General features: G+C 68.1%; 21 protein-coding genes, 1 pseudogene and 1 riboswitch. Of the genes and pseudogenes, 18 read left to right on the top strand and 4 right to left on the bottom strand.

From position 1 onward, the window contains the following. Positions 1–19: 19 nt before the first annotated feature. A riboswitch (FMN riboswitch) is annotated at positions 20–178 on the bottom strand. 356 nt (positions 179–534) lie between these two features. Further along, positions 535–1059: an acyloxyacyl hydrolase gene (locus C7416_RS26110; RefSeq protein ID WP_111521566.1), complete on the top strand. Its 525-nt coding sequence runs from the start codon at positions 535–537 to the stop codon at positions 1057–1059. On the opposite strand, the gene C7416_RS26105 is transcribed toward C7416_RS26110, so the two are convergent. Continuing rightward, positions 1034–1939, bottom strand: coding sequence for a helix-turn-helix domain-containing protein (locus tag C7416_RS26105; RefSeq protein ID WP_111521565.1), 906 nt, complete (start codon positions 1937–1939; stop codon positions 1034–1036). The genes C7416_RS26110 and C7416_RS26105 overlap by 26 nt on opposite strands. Positions 1940–2132: 193 nt before the next feature. Here C7416_RS26105 and C7416_RS26100 point away from each other — a divergent pair, with 193 nt between their 5' ends. The 3 genes from C7416_RS26100 (at position 2133) to C7416_RS26090 (ending at position 5343) form a co-directional block, all read left to right on the top strand. After that, positions 2133–3446 (top strand): hemolysin family protein, encoded by a 1314-nt coding sequence (locus tag C7416_RS26100; protein WP_111521564.1) that lies wholly within the window; start codon positions 2133–2135, stop codon positions 3444–3446. Positions 3447–3749: 303 nt separating this feature from the next. Next, positions 3750–5066 carry a GGDEF domain-containing protein gene (locus C7416_RS26095; protein ID WP_111521563.1) on the top strand — a complete coding sequence of 439 codons (1317 nt, stop codon included), beginning with the start codon at positions 3750–3752 and terminating at the stop codon, positions 5064–5066. 145 nt (positions 5067–5211) lie between these two features. Continuing rightward, positions 5212–5343 carry an entericidin A/B family lipoprotein gene (locus C7416_RS26090; protein WP_012355947.1) on the top strand — a complete coding sequence of 44 codons (132 nt, stop codon included), beginning with the start codon at positions 5212–5214 and terminating at the stop codon, positions 5341–5343. Positions 5344–5428: 85 nt separating this feature from the next. Here the strand turns inward: C7416_RS26090 and C7416_RS26085 are convergent, their stop codons facing one another. The 3 genes from C7416_RS26085 to C7416_RS26075 are packed head-to-tail and all read right to left on the bottom strand — an operon-like array spanning position 5429 to position 8342. Next, positions 5429–6073, bottom strand: coding sequence for a bifunctional 4-hydroxy-2-oxoglutarate aldolase/2-dehydro-3-deoxy-phosphogluconate aldolase (locus C7416_RS26085; RefSeq protein ID WP_111521562.1), 645 nt, complete (start codon positions 6071–6073; stop codon positions 5429–5431). A 51-nt stretch (positions 6074–6124) separates the two neighbouring features. Then, positions 6125–7060, bottom strand: coding sequence for a sugar kinase (locus tag C7416_RS26080; protein ID WP_111521561.1), 936 nt, complete (start codon positions 7058–7060; stop codon positions 6125–6127). A gap of 13 nt (positions 7061–7073) precedes the next feature. Beyond that, entirely contained in the window at positions 7074–8342 is a 1269-nt protein-coding gene (locus tag C7416_RS26075) for an amino acid deaminase (protein WP_111521560.1), read from the bottom strand. 229 nt (positions 8343–8571) lie between these two features. On the opposite strand from C7416_RS26075, the gene C7416_RS26070 reads away from it, so the two are divergent. The 14 genes and pseudogenes from C7416_RS26070 to C7416_RS26005 all read left to right on the top strand — a co-directional run. Beyond that, entirely contained in the window at positions 8572–9477 is a 906-nt protein-coding gene (locus C7416_RS26070; protein WP_111521559.1) for a MurR/RpiR family transcriptional regulator, read from the top strand. A 2-nt stretch (positions 9478–9479) separates the two neighbouring features. Further along, positions 9480–10934: an N-acyl-D-amino-acid deacylase family protein gene (locus C7416_RS26065; protein WP_111521558.1), complete on the top strand. Its 1455-nt coding sequence runs from the start codon at positions 9480–9482 to the stop codon at positions 10932–10934. Positions 10935–10986: 52 nt separating this feature from the next. Further along, the gene (locus tag C7416_RS26060; protein WP_012355941.1) at positions 10987–11379 is read left to right on the top strand and encodes a RidA family protein; all 393 of its coding nucleotides are present in this window, start codon (positions 10987–10989) and stop codon (positions 11377–11379) included. A 221-nt stretch (positions 11380–11600) separates the two neighbouring features. After that, a complete protein-coding gene (locus C7416_RS26055; protein WP_111521557.1) occupies positions 11601–12962 on the top strand; it encodes a GntP family permease in 1362 nt (453 codons plus the stop codon). Between the two features lie 207 nt (positions 12963–13169). Continuing rightward, entirely contained in the window at positions 13170–13376 is a 207-nt protein-coding gene (locus tag C7416_RS26050) for a type II toxin-antitoxin system VapB family antitoxin (RefSeq protein WP_111521556.1), read from the top strand. Then, positions 13373–13753: a type II toxin-antitoxin system VapC family toxin gene (locus C7416_RS26045; RefSeq protein ID WP_111521555.1), complete on the top strand. Its 381-nt coding sequence runs from the start codon at positions 13373–13375 to the stop codon at positions 13751–13753. Before C7416_RS26050 ends, C7416_RS26045 begins: the two co-directional genes overlap by 4 nt. 86 nt (positions 13754–13839) lie before the next feature. Further along, positions 13840–14757, top strand: coding sequence for an aldo/keto reductase (locus C7416_RS26040; protein WP_111521554.1), 918 nt, complete (start codon positions 13840–13842; stop codon positions 14755–14757). 8 nt (positions 14758–14765) lie between these two features. Continuing rightward, positions 14766–16133: an NTP/NDP exchange transporter gene (locus C7416_RS26035; RefSeq protein ID WP_111521553.1), complete on the top strand. Its 1368-nt coding sequence runs from the start codon at positions 14766–14768 to the stop codon at positions 16131–16133. A gap of 150 nt (positions 16134–16283) precedes the next feature. Continuing rightward, complete coding sequence (locus tag C7416_RS26030) at positions 16284–17747, top strand: MFS transporter (protein WP_111521552.1); 1464 nt, start codon at positions 16284–16286, stop codon at positions 17745–17747. Beyond that, complete coding sequence (locus tag C7416_RS26025) at positions 17744–19294, top strand: FGGY family carbohydrate kinase (RefSeq protein ID WP_111521551.1); 1551 nt, start codon at positions 17744–17746, stop codon at positions 19292–19294. The genes C7416_RS26030 and C7416_RS26025 overlap by 4 nt, the downstream gene beginning before the upstream one ends. Before the next feature lie 18 nt (positions 19295–19312). Beyond that, positions 19313–20992: a glycerol-3-phosphate dehydrogenase/oxidase gene (locus C7416_RS26020; protein WP_111521550.1), complete on the top strand. Its 1680-nt coding sequence runs from the start codon at positions 19313–19315 to the stop codon at positions 20990–20992. Beyond that, a complete protein-coding gene (locus tag C7416_RS26015; protein WP_111521549.1) occupies positions 20989–22539 on the top strand; it encodes an FAD-binding oxidoreductase in 1551 nt (516 codons plus the stop codon). The genes C7416_RS26020 and C7416_RS26015 overlap by 4 nt, the downstream gene beginning before the upstream one ends. 5 nt (positions 22540–22544) lie before the next feature. Then, positions 22545–23129, top strand: a complete 585-nt coding sequence (locus C7416_RS26010; RefSeq protein ID WP_111521548.1) for a glycerol-3-phosphate responsive antiterminator — start codon at positions 22545–22547, stop codon at positions 23127–23129. Between the two features lie 174 nt (positions 23130–23303). Next, a pseudogene (locus C7416_RS26005) lies at positions 23304–23437 on the top strand (S-(hydroxymethyl)glutathione dehydrogenase); the annotation flags it as partial.

Raw genomic sequence — 23437 nt, 5'->3', positions numbered from 1 at the left:
GGCCACGCGGGCAAGCTCCGTCCATCTTCTTTCATCCGGACTATGACCGTCGGCCCTGGCCTCTCACCAGGTCTGCTGACCTCGCACGGGAATGCGAGCGCTCGCGGGCTCGCCGGACACGCGCTGCGCGTCGCGGCATACCGCCGGTGGGGACTTTCACCCCGCCCTGAAGACGTAACGTAACCGGGCCGCCCAGACGGCCGGCACCGGCCCGCGCATGTTAGCACGATTGTTCTTTGTCACTGCGCGCCGCGCGCCAGGACCGTATCCTGCTGCAGTCCGCGTCGTGGTGCCGGTCACGTTCGGCCTCGGCAACGTGCCTTCCCATGTACTACAAATAGGGTAAGGAGGCAGCGCCTGGGGGCTGCAAGCGCCGGTTTTTCCATGGCTTGCCTGACAACAACGCAGCATCTTTTCAGCGTGCTTCCCATGCGCCGACCCGACCAAGAAGCCAGACAAGACAGCCATGCGAGTTGCATCCCCTTCCTTCCAACCTTCTCCGCGCGGCGGTGGCGGCGGCCGCGCCGCGCCGCCATGGCGGCGCTGCTTGCGCTGGCCGGGTGCCTGAGCACAGCCGCACGCGCGGCGCCTGCGGTCCAGCTAGGCTACGGCTTCGACGACAGCCATCACGTGCAAAAGGCGGAGATCGCCATGCTATGGGATTCGGGCCTGGCGTGGGGCAACCCCCAGGGCTGGCAGGTCGACCTGCAATGGGAGGTCAATGTTGCGCGCTGGCTCAGCGACAGCAACAACAATCCCAACGATCTGTGGGAATTCGGCGCGTCGCCGGTGGTGCGGATCGCATGGTGGCGCCACACCTGGGTGCCGTTCCTGGAGCTGTCGGTGGGCGCGCGGCTGCTGAGCGGCACGCGCACCTCCGACGATCACGTCATCTCCAGCGCGTTCCAGTTCTCGGAATACGCCGGCCTTGGCGTGATGCTAGGCAAGGACCGCAACTTTGCCGCGGGCTACCGCATCCAGCATCTGTCCAATGGCGGCATCAAGGAGCCCAACCCTGGCACCACCTTCCACGTCATCTACCTGCGCTACCGCTTCTGACGGGCCGATCGTGCACCGCCCCCTGCGCCCCGCCCTGCGTTTCAAACAGGACGCGCGTGGCGTCGTCGGCCGGGAAGAAGCACTCGATGCGCAGCTCCTGCAGCGTGACGTCCTGCGGAATCCCGAGCGTGGTCAGGGTCGAGAACAGCGACGCGCGGAACGCCCCCGCGTGCAGCACCACCGGCAGCAACGGCGGCGGCGGCCCGTCGCTGCCGTCGTCCTCGGGCAGCAGCACGCCGCCGGGGCCGACCATGTCCGGATGCCAGTCCGCGATGCGCGCGAACAGCGTGCGCGCGGTCTGGTCGTGCGCCTGCACCTGCAGCTCCTGCCAGACGCGCCGCAACAGGTAACGGCCCACCTGCCGCGCATTCTCGATCACCGGCCACAGGCCGTCCGGATCGAACACCGTCAGCATCAGGTTGATCCGGTGTGGATCGTCGGCCAGCGATGCCGGCGGTCTGCCGCCGAGCAAGGTGTCGAACATGCGCCGGTAGGCGGCATTGGCGTCGACCAGGTTCCAGAAGCGGTCCAGCACCACGGCCGGGTACGGCTCCTGCTTGGCCAGGATCAGGGCGATTGCCTGCTGCACCATTTGCAACGGCGGCGCGTTCAGCGCGTGTTCGCTGTAAGCCGGGGCGAAGCCGCTGGCGAGCAGCAGCCGGTTGCGCTGGCGCAGCGGCACGCCGAGGCGCTCGGCCAGCGCCAGCACCATCTCGCGGCTGGGTCGGGCACGCCCGGATTCGAGGAAGGAGATGTGGCGCTGCGAGACTCCGGCGGCCAGCGACAGCGCCAGCTGGCTGTAGCCGCGCTTGCCGCGCCAGTAGCGCAACAGTCCGGGGAAGTCGAGAGTGGCCTCGGAGGCAGGGGTCAGCGTTTCCATGCGGGCTATTACAGCATGGCAGCGGCCTCGGCGCGAATACCTGGCAGGTAATCGCAGCCATCCAGAGCGGTAGTCGATGGCTGGAAACACGCCACCGTTTGCGGCGGGCGCATCACAGCGGCGATGTCGTGTAACAGGCGAATGGTATGCTTGATCTTTTCAGACACCCGGCGCGCAGAGGGCGCGCACCCTGATGGAAATTGCCATATTACTGGCGCTGATCCTGCTGAACGGCCTGTTTGCGATGTCCGAGATTGCACTCGTTACAGCCCGCAAGGCACGCCTGCAACGCCAGATCGAGAACGGCGACCGCGGCGCCATTGCCGCGGCCAAGCTGGGCGAGGATCCCACCCGCTTCCTCTCGACCGTGCAGATCGGCATCACCTCGATCGGTGTGCTCAACGGCGTGGTCGGCGAATCGACGCTGGCGCAGCCGCTGGGCCTGTGGCTGCAGGGCTTCGGCATCTCCGAGACCACCGCCGGCTATGTGGCCACCGCGATCGTGGTGGCGGGCCTGACCTATTTTTCCATCGTGCTGGGCGAACTGGTGCCAAAGCGCCTGGGCCAGATGGCGCCCGAGGCCATTGCGCGCCTGGTGGCGCGCCCGATCGGCTGGCTGGCCGTGGCCTCGACCCCCTTCGTCAAGCTGCTGTCGAGCTCCACGCGGCTGGTGCTGCGGCTGCTCGGCACCCAGGTCGACCGCGGCCCCGGCGTGACCGAGGAGGAAATCCATGCCCTGCTGGTGGAAGGCTCCGAGGCCGGCGTGATCGAGCAGCATGAGCACACCATGGTGCGCAACGTGTTCAGGCTGGATGACCGGCAACTGGCGTCACTGATGGTGCCGCGCGGCGACGTGGTCTACCTCGATGTCGAAGCCTCGATGGACGAGAACCTGCGCCGCATCGAGGAATCCGATCATTCGCGCTTCCCGGTGGTGCGTGGCGGCATGCACGACATCATTGGCGTGGTCAGCGCGCGCCAGCTGCTGGCGCGCCGGCTGCGCGGCGAGGAAGCGGACCTGCAGGCGGCGGTGCAGCCTGCGGTGTTCGTGCCCGAAAGCGTGACCGGCATGGAGCTGCTGGAAAACTTCCGCGCCTCGGGGGGGCAGATCGCCTTTGTCATCGACGAATACGGCGAGGTGCTGGGCCTGGTGACGCTGCAGGACCTGATCGAGGCCATCACCGGCGAATTCAAGGCCGAGGCCGCCGGCGAGCAATGGGCAGTCCAGCGCGACGACGGCTCGTGGCTGCTCGATGGCCTGATCCCGATCCCCGAGCTGAAAGACCGCATCGGCCTGCGCCAGGTGCCCGAGGAAGAAAAGGAGCGCTACCACACGCTGTCCGGCATGCTGCTGTTGCTGCTGGGGCGCCTGCCGCAGATTGCCGACACGGTGCAATGGGGCGACTGGCGCTTCGAGATCGTCGACATGGACGGCAAGCGCATCGACAAGGTGCTGGCCGAGCGCCTGCCGCCGCAGGAAGGGCCCGAGGAAGAAACCACTGGCTGAGTACCACAGGCCGGCATCACCGTTACGCCGTGGCGTCAATCGCATCTTCCCTGGATCGAAGGCGCCGCGTTGATCCAAATCAAATGCAGTTGCGGCCAAATCACTTTGGCGTAATCGGCAACGCCCCTCCCTCTTCCGTTCGCTTATGATCTGGCTTCGCGGCCCGCAGGCGGCCGCGGCACGCATGGCTGCCCCTGGCGATGACTGCGACCGCAGCGCGCCTGCGGCCTGCCGAAGAACCATTTCAGACACGGGGAGACGCGAGCGCCGCAAGCCAAGGTCCGGCGGCCCGCAAGATCATGCATGGATCCTGATGCCGACGACCTCGTCGAGAGCGCTGCCAGCGGCGGCAGCGGGGCGATGCAACCGTCCGCGCTGGTAGGCGCGCTGACCGCGCGCCGCGCCCGGGCCGGTCCGCCGGCGGCGATCCTGGCGATCCGCCTGGACCGCTTTGCCAGCGCTGGTGAAACCATCGGGGCTGGCCGCTCCGCCAGGCTGCGCGGCATCGTGCAGGCGCGCATCGCCTGCCTGCTGCCGCCGGGCGCGTTCATGCACTGGATTGCCACGGCCGACCTGGTGGTCATCACTGCGCTGCCCGCGGGCGTGCCCGATCCTGGCCAGGTGGCCAACCGCGTCGCCGATGACCTGTCCCGGCCTTTTGCACTGGACGGCTTCGAGCTGCACCTGTCCTGCAGCATTGGCGTGGCCAATGACCATGCCGACATTCCGGCCGAGCGCAGCCTGCAGCAGGCATTCGATGCCATGCTGCGGGTCAACCGCCAGGGCGGCGCTGGCTTGGCGCGTGCCGACAAGCCGCTGTCCCCGCCCGTTGCCCCGTTGCTGGCGGCGCTGCCCGACGCACTCCAGCGCGGCGAGCTGAGCCTGCAACTGCAACCGCGCGCCGACCTCGCCGGCGCTACCGTCAGTGGCTACACGGTGCGGCTGCGCTGGCAGCATCCGGTGCTCGGGCGCGTGGCGCCGCAGGACTTCCTGCCCGGCGTCGAAGCACTCGGACTGGTCGGCCGCATCGGCAGCTGGCTGCTGGAAAGCGTGCTGCCGCTGGTCCGTGCCGCGGAGACCATCGCCCCGCTGCAATTCACCCTGCTGGCCTCGAGCGCCCAACTGCATCGCCCGCAAATGGTCGAAGCCCTGGCGCAGGCGCTCGATGCGGGCGGCATCACGCCAGAGCACCTGTGCATCGAACTGCCGGCCAGCACCGTGCCGACCGACGTCGAACTGATCGACCGCTTTGCCGCCCTGCGCCGGCGCGGGCTGCAGCTGGCGCTGGGCGATTTCGACGACAGCCCGGCTTGCCGCGAAGCGCTGGCAGCGCTGCATCCGGACGCCGTCACGCTCGACGCGCGCGGCCTGGGCCATGCGCGCGAGGGCCGCTGCCGTGCCGACAACCTGCGCGAAGCCTGCCGCGCGGCGCGGCGCGCCGGCGCGTCGGTCTGCGCCAAGGGCATCGAAACCCGCCAGCAGCTGGAAGCGGTGCGTGCGTGGGGCTGCCACAGCGTCCAAGGCTACCTGCTGGCGCAGCCGTTTCCCGCTGTCTGGCTCATGCAGACCCATGCGGCGATCCAGCAGCGCGCCCGCGCCTTGCTGGCGCCGCCGGCCTGACCGGCGGGCCCCGTGCGTGGGGTTGCACGATTTACAAATTGCGACATACCGGCTATCAAAGCCGCGCGCAGCAGCGGTAAAATCTGCGTCAATCCCAAAACTCGGAGAATCGCTCGATTCTCGACCCTATCGAAAGGAGTCCGGCGTGAAGAAAGGTTGGATCTGGTGCGTTTTGTTTGCCACTCTGTTGGCCGGTTGCAACACGATGGCGGGGCTCGGCCAGGACATTCAGCGCGGCGGCCAGAAGCTGGAAAGCTCGGCAGAACGCCACAAGTAAGCCGGCCAGGGCTGCCTGGACAGCAAAACGGCACGCCCGATGGCGTGCCGTTTTGCTTTGCAGTGTAGCTTTGCTGCGCGCCGGCTCAGGGCTTGCCGCGCAGGCCCCGGGCCTGTTCCGCCAGCGCGCGGATGCGGCCCCAGTCGCCCCCGGCGACGGCATCCTTGGGCACCACCCACGACCCGCCCACGCACACCACATTGGGCAGCGCCAGGTACGACGGCGCCAGCGCGGCATCGATGCCGCCGGTTGGGCAGAAGCGCAGCTGCGGCAGCGGCCCGCCTAGCGACTTCAGCATCGGCACCCCGCCCGCGGCCTGCGCCGGGAAGAACTTGAGGAAGGTGAAGCCGGCTTCCAGCGCCGCCATGGCTTCGCTGGCGGTGGCGACGCCCGGCAGCAGCGAAATCCCCGCGCCTCGCGCGCCCGCGGCCAGCGTCGGCGTCAGGCCGGGCGAGACCGCAAACTGGGCGCCCGCGTCGCGCACCGCATGCAGTTGCTCCACGCTCAGCACCGTGCCGGCACCGACGCAGGCTTGGGGCAGCGCCGCCGCGACGGCACGGATCGCTTCCAACGCCACCGGGGTGCGCAGCGTGATTTCCAGCAGCGGCAAGCCACCGGTCACCAGCGCCTCGCTGACATGCAGGGCCTCGTCGACCGAGTGGAATTCCAGCACCGGGATCACCGGCACATCGGCAAGGCGTTGAAGCAGCGGGGAAGTCTGGTCTGACATGGCGATCTCGCGATATGGGGGTTCAGTAAAACATCAGGATCGGGCAGCGGCTCAGGCGATCACCGATACCGACTGCGCCAGCCGCGCCAGCACGGTCTGCGCATCGGGAATCGGCGCCACCGCGCCATAGCCGGTGGTGGACAGCGCTGCCGCCACGTTGGCATAGCGCGCGGCCTCGAACGGATCGGCGCCCGCGGCCAGCCGCGCGACGAAGCTGCCGCCGAAGCAGTCGCCCGCGCCGGTGGCATCGACCGGCTTGACCGGATAGGCCGGCACAAGGCTGCGGGACTCGGGCGTGGCGATGTACGAGCCCTCTTCGCCCAGCTTCAGCGCGACCAGGCCGATGCCGCAGCCGAGCAGGTAGTCGGCGATGGCATCGCGGTCGTCCAGCCCGGTCAGCACGGTGATGTCGTCCCAGCTGGGCAGGCATACGTCGGTCATCCGGAACGCTTCGCGCATGATGCCGCGCGCACGCGCCAGCGACCACAGGCGCAGCCGCAGGTTGGTGTCCAGCGTGACCCTGGTGCCGGCCTTGCGCGCGTGCTCCATCGCCTCCAGGCCGGCATCGCACGCGCTGGTACTGATGGCTAGGCTGATGCCCGACAGGTGCAGGTAGCGCGCCGACGCGATGGCGCCGAGCGGCAGCTGTTCATGCTGGTAGCGGCTGGCAGCGGAACCCTCGCGCAGGTAGTCGAAGCGGTGGCCGTGGCTGTCGTGCGAGACAAAGTAGACGCCGGTGGGAGCGCTGGCGTCGACATGCACATGCCGCGTGTCGACCCGTTCCTGCGTCCACAGTGCGCGCAGGCGCTCGCCGAAGGTATCGGCACCGACCGCGCAGATATAGCCGGTGCTCGCACCCTGGCGCGCAGCGGCAATGCAGAAGTTGGAGGTATCGCCGCCAAAGCCCTGCAGGTAGCGCGAGGGATCGTCCGGCTGCTGGTTGAATTCAACCAGCGGCTCGCCATAGGCCAGGATGTCGATGCTCATGGGGCGGTTTGCCTCAGAAGAAGGTTTGGACGATGTCGATCACGCGCAGGTCGCGATCCAGCACCGGAATATGTCGCCACTTGTCGAAGGTCAGGCACGGGTGCGAGATATCGAAGGCGATCATGTCGCCGACCCGGATGTCGTCGCCCGGCCGGATCTGCAGGTAGGCGTGCTGGTCCATCATGCCGGTGACCTCCCAATGCGCGGGCACGTCCACCGGCGCCTCTTCACCCGGACGGTAGCGGCGCGCCGGGATCGGCATGCCGGCGTCGAAGGCGGCATCGCGCTTGCCCATGCCGATGATGACGCGGTCCGGTTCCGGAATCGACTGGACATAGGCCCACAGCTGCAGCGCCGGCAGCAAACCCTCGCGCATCTTCTGCGCGACCGGGTTGCTCGCCAGGATGCGCTGCTGCGCGGCGCGGTAGATGCCCACATCGTGCGTCAGGTAGCAGCCGGGGCGCAGCACGATGTCGATCGGCGCGCCGATGTCGGTGCGCGCGAATTCCTCGGCCACCACGTCGTACCAGGCCGAGCCCGCGCCCGACATCACCACCGGGCTGCGGCCGAAACGGCCTTGCGCGGCCAGTTGCTTCGTCACCGCCACGGTACGCTGCAGGAACTTGCGGATATCGGCCTCTTCCTTCAGCACCCCCTCGTAGATTTCCACGCCGGCCAGCGACAAGGCGTCGGGCCAGCGCGCCAGCGCGTCGAGCACGGCCTGCTGCTGCGCGTCGTCGCGCACGCCGGTGCGCCCGCCTTCGACGCCCAGCTCCAGCAGCACCTGCAGCGTCTGTCCACGCTCCTTGAAGAACTTGCCGAGCTGGTCGACCAGTTCAGCCGAATCCACCAGCGCGAAGAATTCGAACGCCGGATCGCGCAGCAGGTCCGCGATGATTTCCATATTGCGGCGGCCGACCAGCTGGTTGGCCATCAGCACCCGCTTGACGCCGTGCGCATGCGCGGCCGCGGTCTGGTGCGCGGTGGCCAGGGTGATGCCCCATGCGCCGGCATCGAGTTGGCGGGCAAACAGCTTGGGCGCCATGGTGGTCTTGCCATGCGGCGCCAGCTGCACGCCGTATTCGTTCATGAAGCGGCGCATCCACTCCAGGTTGTGCGCAAGACGGTCTTCATACAGCACCGCGGCCGGCAGGCTCAGTTCTTCCTGCAACAGGTTCCAGCCGGTCTGGCCAGCGGCTTCCGGAGCAATCGGGGCCTCCATCCGGCCCAGCGCCTTGTTGAGCGGATCGATCACGCCAGCCTGATACTTTATTTCACGCATGCCTGTCATCACCCTGAAAAAATCTGATTGACGTAATCATAGCCCTGAAAATAAGATATTTCATCCCTGTTATAAAGTAACACACGGCGCTGCGGCAGCAACCGCGCGGTACCAGGAAGGGCGCTCGCCATCAGGCGCCAGTCACTGTTATAGCCCCTGCCCGCGCCGACTGCAGATCTCGTCACATAACGATTCGAACCCACTTCGCCACCTCCTCCCATCACCGACCATGACCGCGCCCTTCGACATCCTGACCCGCATCGCCGAGCGCGGCCCCGCGCTGCGGCTGGCCGAGCAGAAGGTGGCGCAGGTGGTGCTGGAAGACCTGGCCGGCGCGGCGGCGGCGAGCATCAACGAACTGGCCCGCCAGGCCGGCGTCAGCGAGGCCAGCGTAACGCGCTTTGCCAAGGCCATCGGCTGCCGCGACGTGCGCGACCTGAAGCTGCGCCTGGCCCAGGCCGCGGCGGTGGGCGCGCGCTTCCTGCAGCCCGGCAACGTTCCCGCCGCTGAAGCCGCGCCTGCCACGCTTGCCGACAGCATCCACGCCGACATCCTCACCGCGCTGGAAGCCAACCGCGGGCTGCTGGATACCGAGCGCATCGAGCAGGCCGCGCGCCTGTTGCTGGGCGCACGCATGGTCTACGCTTTTGGCATGGGCGGCGGCTCGTCGTTCATGGCCGACGAAGCGCGCCACCGCCTGGCGCGCCTGGGCATGCCGGTGGCCAGTTACCAGGACGCGCTGCTGCAGAAGATGGTGGCGGCCACGCTGGGCCGCGACGACGTGGTGCTGGCCTTCTCCGCCAGCGGCCGCGTGCCGGAGATGCTGGCCAGCTGCGATATCGCACGCGAGTACGGCGCCCGCCTGGTGGCCGTGACCGCGCTGGGCTCGCCGCTGGCCGCGCGCGCCGACGTGCTGCTGCCGGTGCGCACGCTGGAGACGGATTTCATTTTCAAGCCATCGGCCTCGCGCTACGCCATGCTGATGGTGCTGGACGTGCTGGCCACGCAGTGCGCACTGTTGCAGCCGGACCAGAGCAAGGAGCGCCTGCGCCGGCTCAAGTACGTGCTCGACAGCCATCGCGGCGACAGCGGCCCCGGCAAGGGCCCCGACAGCCGCCAGCCGCTGGGAGACTGACCATGCCACACCTGTTCGATACCCTGATCCGCTGCGTCACGCTGATCGACGGCTCCGGCGCGGCCGCGCGCCTGGCCGACGTGGCCTTGCGCGATGGCCGCATCGCCCGCATCGATGCCCCCGGCGCGATCGATCCCGATGCGGCCGCGCATGTGGTCGAGGGCGATGGCCTGGTGCTCGCGCCCGGCTTTATCGACGTGCACACGCACGACGACACCAACGTGGTGCGCCAGCCGGAGATGACGCCCAAGCTGTCGCAGGGCGTGACCACGGTGGTGGTCGGCAACTGCGGCATCAGCGCCGCGCCGGTCACGCTGGCGGGCGATCCGCCCGACCCGATGAACCTGCTCGGCCATGCCGACGCCTTCCGCTACCCGGATTTCAAGGCCTATGTCGATGCGGTCGAGGCCGCGCAGCCGGCGGTCAACGTTGCCGCGCTGGTCGGCCATACCGCGCTGCGCAGCAACCATATGGACCGCTTCGACCGCGCCGCCACCCCGCAGGAAATCGAGGCGATGCGCGCGCAGCTGGAAGAAGCGCTGCAGTACGGCGCGCTGGGCCTGTCGACGGGCCTGGCCTATGCCAACGCCTTCAGTGCGCCGACCGAGGAAGTGCTCGCGCTGGCCGAACCGCTGGCCAAGGCCGGCGCGCTCTACGCCACCCACTTGCGTAGCGAATTCGCCGAGATTCTCGAGGCCATGGACGAGGCCTTCCGCATCGGCCGCCATGCGCGCGTGCCGGTGGTGATCTCGCACCTGAAATGCGCCGGCGTGGCCAACTGGGGCCGCAGCACCGAAGTACTGGACGCGCTCGACGGCGCGCAGCGCTGGCAGCCCGTCGGCTGCGATTGCTATCCGTACACCGCCAGCTCGTCCACGCTCGACCTGAAGCAGGTCACCGGCGACTTCGACATTATGGTGACCTGGTCCGAAGGCGCGCCCGAGATGGGCGGCCGCCTGCTCGCCGACATCGCCGCCGAATGGCAGGTCGACCTGCACGAAGCCGCGCGCCGGCTGATGCCCGCCGGCGCGGTCTACCACTGCATGGAAGACGCCGATGTCGACCGCATCCTGAGCCATCCAGCCACGGTGGTCGGTTCGGACGGGCTGCCCAACGACCCGCTGCCGCACCCGCGCCTGTGGGGCGCGTTCCCGCGCGTGCTGGGCCACTACGCGCGCGACCGCGAGCTGTTCCCGCTGACCGTGGCCGTCAACAAGATGACTGGCATGTCGGCCGAGCGCTTCGGCCTGCATCAGCGCGGCTTCGTGCGCGAAGGCTACTGGGCCGACCTGGTGCTGTTCGACGCCGCCACCATCCGCGACGCCGCCAGCTTTACCGATCCCATGCAGCCGGCCGAGGGCATTGCCTCGGTCTGGGTCAACGGCGAGCTGTCATGGCAGCAGCGCCAGAGCACCGGCGTGCGCGCCGGCCGGTTCCTGCCCCGCGGTGCGGACTGACCCGCACGCACCGCCGCTTCCCTCCCCTATCCAACCTATTCCAGGAGTACCCATGGACATCAAACGATTCGGCGTCGAAGGCGGCACCGGTACCGGCGGCCAGCACATGCCCTTTGCCCGCGCGGTCGCGGCCGATGGCTGGCTCTACGTCTCCGGCCAGGTGCCGATGGTCAACGGCGAGGTCATCGACGGCGGCATCGTGCCCCAGACCCACCAGGCCATCAAGAACGTGCTGGCGATCCTGGCCGAGGCAGGCTACGGCCCCGAGCATGTCGTGCGTTGCGGCGTGTGGCTGGACGACACCCGCGACTTTGCCTCGTTCAACAAGATCTTCAAGGAATACTTCGGCGCCAACCCGCCCGCGCGCGCCTGCGTGCAGTCGAGCATGGTGGTCGATTGCAAGGTCGAGGTCGACTGCATCGCCTACAAGAAGCCGGCGGCCTGAGCCTGCTGCCAGATTGATTCACAGCTTCCGCACTGTTTGCTCCCCTCTCCCGCACGCGGGAGAGGGACCGGGAAAGACGGCCGGCGCCACCACAAGGTGAGCCGCCAGGGCGCTCGCCACGCGTGCCCTCTTTCCCACCGCCTCTCCCGCACGGAGAGAAACAAGAAAGCCAAACCTCTGCTGCCGCCACAAGCGGCTCTTTTTCCACGCAAGGAGACAATATGGGTGCCGTCACCGGAACCACGCTCTTGGTGTATGCGCTGATCGCAGTGATCGCACTGGTGGTGCTGATCGCGCGCTACAAGCTCAACCCGTTCATTACCCTGGTCGTCGTCTCGGTGCTGCTCGGCTTTGCCGTGGGCATGCCGATGAGCGAGATCGTCAAGTCGTTTGAAGCCGGTGTCGGCGGCACCCTGGGGCATATCGCGCTGGTGGTGGGTCTGGGCACGATGCTTGGCAAGATGATGGCCGAGTCCGGCGGCGCCGAGCGCATCGCCAACACGCTGATCGATTTCTTCGGCGCGAAGAACGTGCATTGGGCCATGGCCACCATCGCGTTCATCGTCGGCCTGCCGGTGTTCTTCGAAGTGGGTTTCGTGCTGCTGGTGCCGATCGCCTTCAACGTCGCCAAGCGCACCGGCACGTCGATGGTGCTGGTCGGCATTCCGATGGTGGCCGGCCTGTCGGTGGTGCACGGCCTGATCCCGCCCCACCCGGCGGCGCTGCTGGCGGTGACCGCATACGGCGCCGATATCGGCAAGACCATCATGTACGCGCTGATTGTCGGCATCCCCACCGCGGCGCTGGCGGGCCCGCTGTTCGCCCGGCTGATGGACCGCTACGTCAAGCTGCCCGAATACAACCCGCTGGCGGAGCAGTTCACCGAAGAGGATGAGCGCGTCAAGGAATCGCACGAGCTGCCGGGCTTCGGCATCACGGTGTTCACCATCCTGCTGCCGGTGGTGCTGATGCTGATCGGCAGCTGGGCCGACCTGTTCACCACGCCCAAGACCTTCGCCAACGACTTCCTGAAGCTGATCGGCAACTCGGTGATGGCGCTGTTGATCGCCGCGCTGGTGAGCTTCTACACCTTCGGCAAGGCGCGCGGCTTCAATCGCGAGACCATCCTCAAGTTCACCAACGAGTGCGTGGCGCCCACCGCCATCATCACGCTGGTGGTCGGCGCCGGCGGCGGCTTCGGCCGCATCCTGCGCGACTCGGGCATCTCCACCGCCATCGTGGACGTCGCCACCGGCGCCAATGTCTCGGTGCTGGTGCTCGGCTGGCTGGTAGCGGTGATGATCCGCATCGCCACGGGCTCGGCAACGGTTGCCATGACCACCGCAGCGGGCATCGTCGCGCCGATCGCCGCGAGCGTGCCCGGCACCCGCCCGGAGCTGCTGGTGCTGACCACCGGCGCCGGCTCGCTGATCCTGTCGCACGTGAACGACGGCGGCTTCTGGCTGGTCAAGGAGTACTTCAACATGACCGTGGCCCAGACCTTCAAGACCTGGTCGGTCTGCGAAACCATCATCTCGGTGGTGGCGCTGCTGCTGACGCTCGGCCTGGCCACGGTGATCTGACGACGGACGGGGCCGACGGGGCCGCGCTGCGGCGGCTCCGGCACCATGCCTGCCCGGCCCGGAATGCGACATCTCTCATCGACGCCCTGCCACCGGCAGCCAATACTGCAAGCGTGTCGGCAGCGCCCGGTCCGCAAGCGATTGCGGCCTTGCCCTGATTCCGTTTTTGATGCATATTGACATCAAAACTGATTCAAGGAGCCCGCGATGCGCACGACAGTCACGATCGATGACGCCCTGTACGAACAAGCACTGGAGATGGCGGACCCTGGTATGGACAAGGCAGATCTGTTTCGCGAGGCAATCAAGACATTCGTTCGGGTGCAGGCCGCCAAGCGCCTCGCGGCCCTCGGCGGCGCAGCGCCCGGCATGCAGGACGTACCGCGCCGCAGTCCCGAACCCGGCGTCAAATGAACGTGCTCGTCGACACCTCGGTATGGGTGGGCCATTTCCGGCAGCGCAATGACGCCCTGATCCGCCTGATGGAGGCGGACCAGGTGCTGACCCATCCCCTGGTCGTGGCCGAACTGGCCTGCGGCACGCCCCCGGCGCCCCGGGCACAGACGCTCGGCGACATCGGGCTGCTGCAGGCGGCCAGGCAGGCAACGCTGGCAGAAGTCATCGCACTGGTGGAGCGCGAGCAACTGTATGGGCTGGGCTGCGGCCTGGTGGATGTCACCTTGCTGGCTTCGACGCTGATCACCCCGGGTGCCCGCCTGTGGACGCTGGACCAGCGCCTGAGCGACCTGTCCGTCCGGTTTGGCGTGGTATATCGTCCTCGCCTGCACTAGGGCTTGCGCCGCGCACGCAACGGTTTACATGGGCGGGCCCACCGCCTAAGGTCAACCAGTCAGTGACTCGCCGGGAAGCCCTCCCCATGTCGATCGACCGTCGCTCATTTCTCGCTCTGGCCGCCGGACTGGCCGCGACCGGGATCGGACCAGCGCCGCCGGCCCATGCCGCCACCGTTGCCGCGCCCCTGCGCCGCACCATTCCCGGCACCACCGAAGCCCTGCCCGTGATCGGCATGGGTACAGCCGATACCTTCAACGTCGGCACCGGCCCCGACGAACGCAAGCCGCTGGCGGAGGTCATGGGGCTGTTGCTGCAGACCGAAGGCTCGGTGGTCGACACCGCGCCCAGCTACGGCAGCGCCGAAGCCGTGACCGGCGATCTGCTGCGCGCGGCCAATGCGCGCAACCGGGTCTTCCTCGCCACCAAGATCTCGGCCCGTTCCGGCACGCCGGCGCAGGCGCAATGGGAACGGTCGCTGGCCGACCTGCACGTCGACAAGGTCGACCTGCTGCAGATACACAATCTGATCGACTGGCAGGGCAACCTGCGCTGGCTGCGCCAGCTGAAGGAACAGGGCCGTATCCGCTACCTTGGCATCACCCATTACCGCGACGACGCCCACGAGGCGCTGGAGAGGATCGTGCGTGCCGAGCGCGTGGATTTCGTCCAGATCAACTACTCCGTGGGCGAGCGCAATGCCGAGCGCACGCTGTTGCCGCTGTGCGAGGCGCGCGGCGTGGCGGTGCTGGTCAACCGGCCGTTCCAGGACGGTCGCCTGTTCCGCGTGGTCAAGGACCGCCCGCTGCCGCCATGGGCCGGCGACATTGACTGCGGCTCATGGGGCCAGCTGTTCCTGAAATTCGTCGTCAGCCATCCGGCCGTGACCGTGGCGATCCCGGCCACCTCCAAGCCCCGCAACATGGCCGACAACCTCGGCGCCGCGCTCGGCCGCATGCCCGATCCCGGCCAGCGCGAGCGCATCGCCGCGCTGCTGCGCTGAGCCGCCCCGTGGACGAGCCCGCGCGCGACACCCCCACCGGCGGCCTGGCCCGGCTGTGGCGCGGCTTCGGCGTGCGCAGCGGCGAAGCCGGCGCCGTGGTGGCCGGCTTCCTGTTCTTCTTCTGCCTGTTCGCCAGCTACTTCATGCTGCGCCCGGTGCGCGAGACCATGGGCATTGCCGGCGGCGTGAAAAACCTGCAATGGCTGTTCACCGCCACCTTTGTCGTGATGCTGGCGGCGATCCCGCTGTACGGCGCGGTCTGCGCCTGGCTGCCGCGGCGCCGCTTCGTGCCCTGGGTCTATGCCTTCTTCATTGCCAACCTGCTGGCCTTTGCGCTGGCCACGCGCGCCCTGCCCGACAACGTCTGGCTGGCGCGCGTGTTCTACGTGTGGCTGTCCGTATTCAACCTGTTCGTGGTGTCGGTGGCCTGGAGCCTGATGGCCGATGTGTTCCGGCCCGAGCAGGCGCGCCGCCTGTTCGCGCTGCTGGCCGCCGGCGCCAGCGCGGGCGGACTGGCCGGGCCGGTGATGGGAGGCTGGCTGGTGCCCCACATCGGCCTGACCGGCCTGATGCTGCTGTCGGCCGCCCTGCTGGCCGCCACTTTGCCGGGCGTGGGCTGGCTGTTCGGCTGGCGCCGCCGTGCCGGCGCCGGCGTGGGGCCGCCGGACCAGGCCGTTGCCAGCGCGGAGCAGGATCCGGCCAACCCGATCGGCGGCGGGCTGCTGGCCGGGCTGTCGTTGCTGCTGCGCTCGCGCTACCTGCTCGGCATCGGCCTGTTCGTGATCCTTCTGGCGACGGCCAGTACCTTCCTTTACTTCGAGCAGGCCCGGCTCGTTGCCGAGGCCTTCCCCGAGCGCACCCGCCAGACCCAGGTGTTCAGCGCGCTGGATGCCGTGGTGCAGGCGCTGACCATCCTGGTACAACTATTCTTCACCGGCCGCATGGCACGCCGCTATGGCGTCACCGTGCTGCTGACCGCAGTGCCGCTGGCCGTTGCCGCTGGCTTTGTCGTGCTGGCGCTGCTGCCCACCTTCGGCGTGCTGGCCGGCGTCATGATCCTGCGGCGCGTCGGAGAATACGCGCTGCTGCGCCCGGGCCGCGAGATGCTGTTCACCGTCGTCGATGCCGAGACCAAGTACAAGGCCAAGAACGTCATCGACACCGCCGTCTACCGCGCCGGCGATGCGGTCAGCGCGTGGGTCAAGTCCGCGATCGATGCACTGTCCGGACATCCGGCGACGGTGGCATTGGCGGGCGCGTTGCTCGCGGTGGTCTGGGCGGGCCTGGGCTGGTGGCTGGGGCGACGGCATGCGGGGCAGCTTGAGCCGGCCGATGCCAGCCCTGGCCATGCGGCGCGCAATGTGCCGGCACGCTAGACTCGCCATCAAGGGTTTTCCCGGTTGACGCTCCACCCTGCGAAGTCATACATTGGCCTCGCAGATCCAGATAGAGACCATCTGTAAGATGGTCTCTTCGCGCCTTGCGGTTGCCGCGGCCTCTTACAGAACAAGTAAAAGGAGACCGCCGTGCAATCCTCTGCGATCAAGCTTCGTGGCATCGATGATGTCATTGCCTATATCGATTCCTGCCCCGGGATACGCGGCAGGGCCGGTGTCATCTGGTGGCTCGCCCTGGGCGGGCTGTTCCTCGACGCGTTTTCCAATTCAGCGCTGAGCGCAGGCCTCGGGCCGATGACGCGCGATCTCCAGCTCGCGCCCGCCAGCGTTGCGCTGCTGACGTCGTTTGCGTCGTGGGTGGCCATTGCCTTCAACCCGATCGGTGGCTGGATGGCCGACCGCTGGGGCCGTGTCCGTCCGCTTATCTTGGCCAAAATCCTGGCAGTGGCCGGTGCGCTGCTGGTGGTGTTTGCGCCCGGATTCGAAGTGATCCTGGCCGGGCGCTTCTTTGTCGGCGCCGCCTATGGCATCGACTTTGCCATCGCCATGGCCGTGCTGGCGGAATTCACCCCGGTAAAGCTCAAGAGCCGGCTGAACACATGGCAGGGCATGTGGTACACGGCCGTCTGCGCCAACCTGCTGCTGGCGCTGCTGTTCTACTCATGGGACGTCGGCGATGCGATCTGGCGCTACTCGGTCGCCGCCACGGCGGTGTTCGGCGTGGCTATCCTGCTGCTGCAGGCCCTGTTCCTGGTCGAAAGCCCGACCTGGCTGGCGCGCAAGGAACGGCTCGACGATGCCGCCAGCGCCATGACACGCATCTACGGGCGCGCCTTCGTCGCCGCGCCGCCGGCGGAGCGGATCCGCGTTCTCAACCAGGCACGCCGCGGCCTGGCCAACGTGCTGCTGATCTTCCGCGGCACCTATCTGCCGCGTACCGTTCTCGCGGCCACCGTGCAGATCGGGCAGTCGATCCAGTATTTCGCGATCGGCTGGTACCTGCCACTGATCAGCGCCGCGCTGTTCGGCAAGGACTTCGTCTACGCGACCATCGGCGCGCTGGTGTTCAACGTATGCGGCATTGTCGGCGGCTTCCTGTCTCCGCTGGTAGGCCGCACGCTGGGCCTGCGCCGAGCCTCGGCATTCGGCTTCGCAGCGGTGTTCGCCATGCTGCTGATCCTGGGGCTGTTCAACGGCAAGATGCCGATCTGGGTGGCCGTGGTGGTGCCGTCGCTGTTCATCCTGTTCCACTCTGCCGGGCCAGGCGCCAATGGCAAAAGCCTCTCGTCCCTGTCCTTCCGCAGCGAACTGCGCGCCGGTGCCAACGGCATCATCGGGGCGCTCGGCGCCATCGGCGCGGCGCTGGGCCTGCTGGTGTTCCCCCTGTTCCGCGCGCAGTACGGGCTGGAGACCACCTTCCTGATCCTGTCCGTGGTGCCGCTGCTCGCCAGCGTCGTCTGCTTTTCGATCCGCTGGGACCCGACCCGTACCACGATCCATCCCGACAACGAAGCGGATGCGCCGCAGTTCAAGGGCGATATCGCCGACGCGTCGGCCCTGATGCATCCTGTCATCGAAAAGGCCCGGCCATGACTCCGCGCAACGACGTCATCCTTGCGATCGATGAAGGCACCTCGGGCACGCGGGCCGCGGTGGTCTCCGCCGACGGCCATGTGCAATGCCTTCACTACGCCACGCTCGAGATCCACAGCCCCTGCCCCGGCGTGGTGGAGCAGGACGCCAACGCCTTGCTCGAGCGGACCCTCTCGGTTTGCCGCGCCACGTTGTCGCAGGCGGCTGGCGAAAACCTGAACGTAGTGGCCCTTGCCGTCGCCACCCAACGCGCCACCGCGGTGCTGTGGGATACCGGCACCGGGCGCGCGCTGGTACCCGCGATGGTATGGCAGGACACCCGCTATGCGGCGGAACTCAGCCAGCTTGCGCCGGCCTGGGACCCCATCCTGCGCCAGACCGTCGGCCGCCCCAGCGGCGTTCGCTCGCCATACCTGTGGGCTGCGCGGCACCTGCGCGACACGCCGACGGTAGCCGAAGCCTTTCGTGCGGGCAGGCTGGCGTTCGGCACCATCGACACCTGGCTGCTGTGGCACCTCTCGACAGCGCGCGCATGCCTGACCACGCCGACCAATGCCACGTCCTGCAACGCCTACGTGCTGACGGAACACCGCTACCAGCTCGATTGGATCGATGCGCTCGGCTTCCCGCGCGAACTGCTGCCCGAATTGCGCCAGGATGCTGACGACTTTGGCCGCACCCGGCCCGAAGTGCTGGGGCTCGACGTGCCGATCCTGGCTTGTGCGGGCGACCAGCTCGCGGGGGCCATCGGCCTGGGATGCCTCGATCCCGGGCAGGCGATGTGCCTGCACGGCACCGGCAGCTTCGTCGACCTGATCGTCGGTCCGCAGCTGCCCGCACGCACCGGCATGTCGGACAGCACCCTGACCATGACGGCGCGCCGGCAACAGGGCGTGTCGCATTTCTCGGTGGAGACATTTGTCGCGACCACCGGCTCGGCGCTCGACTGGGTCTGCGGCAAGCTGGGCTGGTTCGACAACGCCAGGCAGATCAGCGCGCTCGCCGGCACGGTGGCGTCGGCGCGCGGCGTGAGCTTTATCCCGGCGCTGACCGGCCTGCGCGTGCCGCGCATGCAGCCCGAGGCGCGCGCAGCGCTGAGCGGCATCTCGATGGCAACGACGCGCGCCGAGATGGCCTTTGCCATCCTGGAAGGCATTGCGCAGTCCGTAGCCTCATGCATCGACGCCAACCAGGACATTGCCGGCGTGCCGGTGTCGGCGCTGGTGGTTGGCGGCGGCTTGTCCGGCAGCGATGCGCTGCTGCAGATGCAGGCCGACCTCAGCGGCATTCCGGTCCACCGGATGAAAGAGACTGACCGCGCCAGCCTGCGCGGCATCGCCTACCTTGCCGGCGCTTCGGGCCTGTTGTGGGACTCGATGCAGCAAGCGCGCGCGACCACCACGCCCGAGGCGGTATTCGAGCCGGCAATCAGCGCCGATCAGCGTGCCCAGCGGCGCGCGCACTGGCAGGCGCGCGTGGCCTCCGAACTCGACCATGCCGATGCGCTCGCGGCCAAGCCGGCCGGGATGCGCACCCAGACCCATTAACCAGGAGCAACCACAGACATGGTGATTTTTCCCTCCCGCAGCGCGAACCGCGAGCGTGCCGCCATGACCGGCACGGAGCCGTTGCGGCTGGTGCGCGCAGACCTGCTGGACCGCCTTGGCACGGACACGTTCGACATCCTCGTGGTCGGGGGCGGCGTCACCGGCGCCTACGCCGCGCTCGATGCCAGCCTGCGCGGCTATCGCGTGGCGCTGGTCGAAAAGAGCGACTTCGCCGCGGGGACCTCGTCCAAGTCGTCGAAGATGGTGCACGGCGGCCTGCGCTATATCGAACAGGGCAACCTTGGCCTGGTGCGCCATTCGCTGCTCGAGCGCCAGCGCCTGCGCCGCAACGCGCGCCACCTGGTGCAACGGCTGCCGTTCCTGTTCCCGGTGATGGAGCGCAACGGCGTCTTCGATAAGCGCCTGGCCAAGGCCTTCGAGAGCCTGCTGTGGACCTACGACCTGGCCGGCGGATGGCGCGAGGGCATCCTGCATCAGAAGCTGACCAAGGCAGAGGTGCTGTCCCACTGCCCGACCTTCAACGAGGAACACCTGACCGGCGGCTACCTGTACTTCGACGCGCGCGTCGACGATGCCCGCCTGACGCTGAACCTGGCGCGTACCGCGGCATTCCACGGCGCGGCCGTGCTCAACCATGCCACCGTCGCGGCGATCACGCGCGACGGGCACGGCAAGGTGGATGGCGCCATCGTCCACGCCGGCGAGCGCGAGATCCGCGTGCGCGCGAGCGCGGTGATCATGGCCACCGGGGTCTGGCTGCGCGACTGGACCGGCCGCAATCCGGGCGAAGCCAGGCCGCTGCATATACGCCCGGCCAAGGGCGTCCACATTGCCATACCGTGGCTGAAGATCCGCAACGACTGCACCGTGACGATCCCGGTGCCCGGCCGCAGCCGCCGCGCCACCATCACGCGCTGGGGCAACGTGTCCTACCTCGGCACCACCGACGAAGACTATGACGGCGACCTCGACAACGTGCTGTGCACGCGCCAGGAACTGGATTTCCTGCTCGAGGGCGCGCGCTCGGCGCTCAAGGTCGACCTCTCGCCGCAGGACGTGGTGGGCAGCATCGCGGGTTGCCGCCCGCTGGTGGCTCCGCCCGGCGGCAAGACGCTGGAAATCAGGCGCGACCACGAGATCCATACCGCGCACGACGGGCTCGTGACCATTGTCGGCGGCAAGCTCACCACCTCGCGCCACATGGCCGAGCAAACCATCGACGCGGCGCAGAAGGTCATCGGCAAGCGCGGCAAGTGCCGGACCCGTTCGGCCTACCTGCTCGGCGCTGCCGGATATGACGCGCAGGCCATCGTCGCGTCCGGCGGCATGGCCGCGCACCTGGGCGAGCGCTATGGCACCGAAGCCCGCTTCGTCAGCGACATCCTGCAGGCCGACCCCGCCCTCGCCAGGCCGATCGTCGACGGCCTGCCCTATACCGAAGCCGAGATCGTCTATGCCGCGCGCCATGAGTTGGCCGGCACGGTCGACGACGTCCTGTCACGACGCATCCGCGCGCGCCTGATGGCACGCGATGCCTCCGCCCGCGCCGCGGCACGGGTGGGCCAGATCCTTCAGGCCGAACTGGGCCTGTCCGAAGCCGCAGTGGCGCAGCAGGTCAACGCATACCTCGCCGCCGTCGCGCACGAAAAATCCGTCCTCATGGGAGACCCAGCATGATCAGCAAGGAAGCCATCAAACGCGGCTACAACCGCGGCCAATACGTCATCGGCGCGCATACCCCGCCCGGGTATGCGGCGAATATCCGCGACACCCCGGATGCGCCCGGCCTGCAGCGCGATGCGGTCGAGGTCAGTGCCGCAACGCTCTCAGCCCTGCGCGAGGTTGCCGACGAAGTGCTCACTGCTACGGCAGATGTGGTGGCATGGACCCGCGACTGGTGGGCCGGCTCCATGATCACCGAGACCGCCGGCAAGCCCGCCACGCCGCGCGCTGTCGTCGTGCGCGTCTCCAGCGTCGAACAGGTGCAGGCCGTCATGCGCATCGCCAGCGCGGGCGCCATTCCGGTCACCGTGTCGGCCGGACGCAGCAACGTGACCGGAGCGGCCTTGCCCGTGCGCGGCGGCATTGTGCTCGACGTGTGCGCGCTCAACCGCCTGATCGGGATCGACAAGGAAAGCCAGATCGTCGAGGTCGAAGCCGGCATGTTCGGCGACATCTTCGAGCAGACCGTGCAGCGCGAATTCGGCATGACCATGGGCCACTGGCCGTCTTCGTACGCGATCAGCACGGTTGGCGGATGGGTTGCCTGCCGCGGCGCCGGGCAGCTGTCCACGCGCTACGGCAAGATCGAAGACATGGTGTTCGGCATGGACGTGGTGCTGGCAGACGGCAGGCTGGTGACCGTGGGGGGCTATTCGCGCGCGGCCGTGGGCCCTGACCTGCAGCAGCTGTTCATCGGCTCCGAGGGCATGCTGGGCGTGATCGTACGCGTGCGCCTGAAGCTGCATCGCCTGCCCGACTACGGGCGCGCCATCGCCTATGGCTTCAGCAGCTTCGCGGCCGGCCTGGACGCCTGCCGCGAGATCATGCAGCGCGGCGCCAACCCGGCCGCGCTGCGCCTCTATGACGCCCTCGAAAGCGGGGTCCAGTTCGGTCTGCCCGACACCAATGTGCTGCTGGTCGCCGACGAGGGTGCGCGCGAGATGGTCGATGCCGTGATGACGATCAGCGAACGCGTGTGCCGGGAACTGGGCGAGGAACTCGACGGCGCCGCCATCTTCGAGCGCTGGCTCGACACGCGCTACCTGACCGGCAAGAGCGCCGAGGGCTTCAAGCGCAGCCCCGGCTTTGTCGCCGACACGCTGGAAATGTGCGGACCCTGGCGCGACCTGGCTGCGATCTACGCCGACGTGGTCAAGGCGATCAACGCGGTGCCGGGCACCCTCGCCGGCTCCGCGCACCAGTCGCATGCCTACGTCGACGGGGCCTGCCTGTACTTCTCCTTGCGCGGCGAGGTGGCGGTGGAAGACCGCCAGAAATGGTATCGCCAGGCGTGGGATGCGGCCAATGCGGTGCTGATCCAATACAATGCGGCACTGAGCCACCACCACGGCATCGGGCTGCTGCGCGCACCCTATATGGCGTCGTCGCTAGATACGGCGCTCCCGCTGCTGGCGGCGGTCAAGCAGGCACTTGACCCGCAGCATCTCCTGAACCCCGGCAAGCTGGGTCTCGGCGACCGGCTCGCCAATGAAGCGAAGTAATCCGCATGGACAGGTCCCTCGGTGCGCGCCTGACGCGGCATCCCGTCATCGGCACGCTCTACGGTGTCGACCAGATCGACGCCATCCTCGAAAGCGTCGCCGAAGTCTGCATCGTCGCCAACGTCGAATTGCGCAAGCTGCAGCGCGTGATCGCGACGCTGGCCGGCGCCGGCAAGTATGTCATCGTCAATATCGACAGCTGCGAGGGCCTGTCGCAGGACAAGGGCGGCGTCGAATACCTTGCCGACATCGGCGTGACCAGCCTGGTCTCGACACGCGTGGCCACCATCCAGCGCGCCAATCGGGCCGGCATGGTGACGATGCAGAAGGTCTTCGTCACCGACCGCTCCACGTGGCCGCGCAGCGTCAAGGCGCTCGAGCAGAGCGACCCGAACCTGGTGCAGCTGATGCCGGCGCCGATGCTGTCGCATTTGCCGGAAGCGGACCGCAAGGCGCTGCCGCCGATCGTGACCTCTGGCTTTGTCTGCAACCGCGACGATATCCGCGCCGCGCTGGCACATGGCGCCGTCGCGGTGTCGACCAGCGACCGCACGCTATGGAGCCTGGACGCGAAGGCGCTCCAGCCGTGAGACCCCCGCCGGGCATCGCCCGGCGGGTTTCGCTGACCGCTGATCGGCCAAAGCTGGCCTCATGCCGCAGGAAGATCGTATAGTCATGTCCTCGGACCGGGCTTGCCGGCTCTCGCGGCGTTGGCCGCCGCGCCACCCCGCAAGCCGCCCATATTCGTGATCCCGGAGGACCCCATGAAAACCAAAGCCGCCATCGCCTGGAAAGCCGGCGCCCCGCTGACCATCGAAGACGTCGACCTCGACGGCCCGCGCGCCGGCGAAGTGCTGGTGGAAGTGAAGGCCACCGGCATCTGCCACACCGACTACTA

It is taken from the genome of Cupriavidus phytorum (assembly GCF_003254285.1).
GTDB lineage: Bacteria > Pseudomonadota > Gammaproteobacteria > Burkholderiales > Burkholderiaceae > Cupriavidus > Cupriavidus phytorum.
Note: the sequence above shows the minus strand (reverse complement) of the source record. Positions and strands in the feature narration are given on the sequence as shown.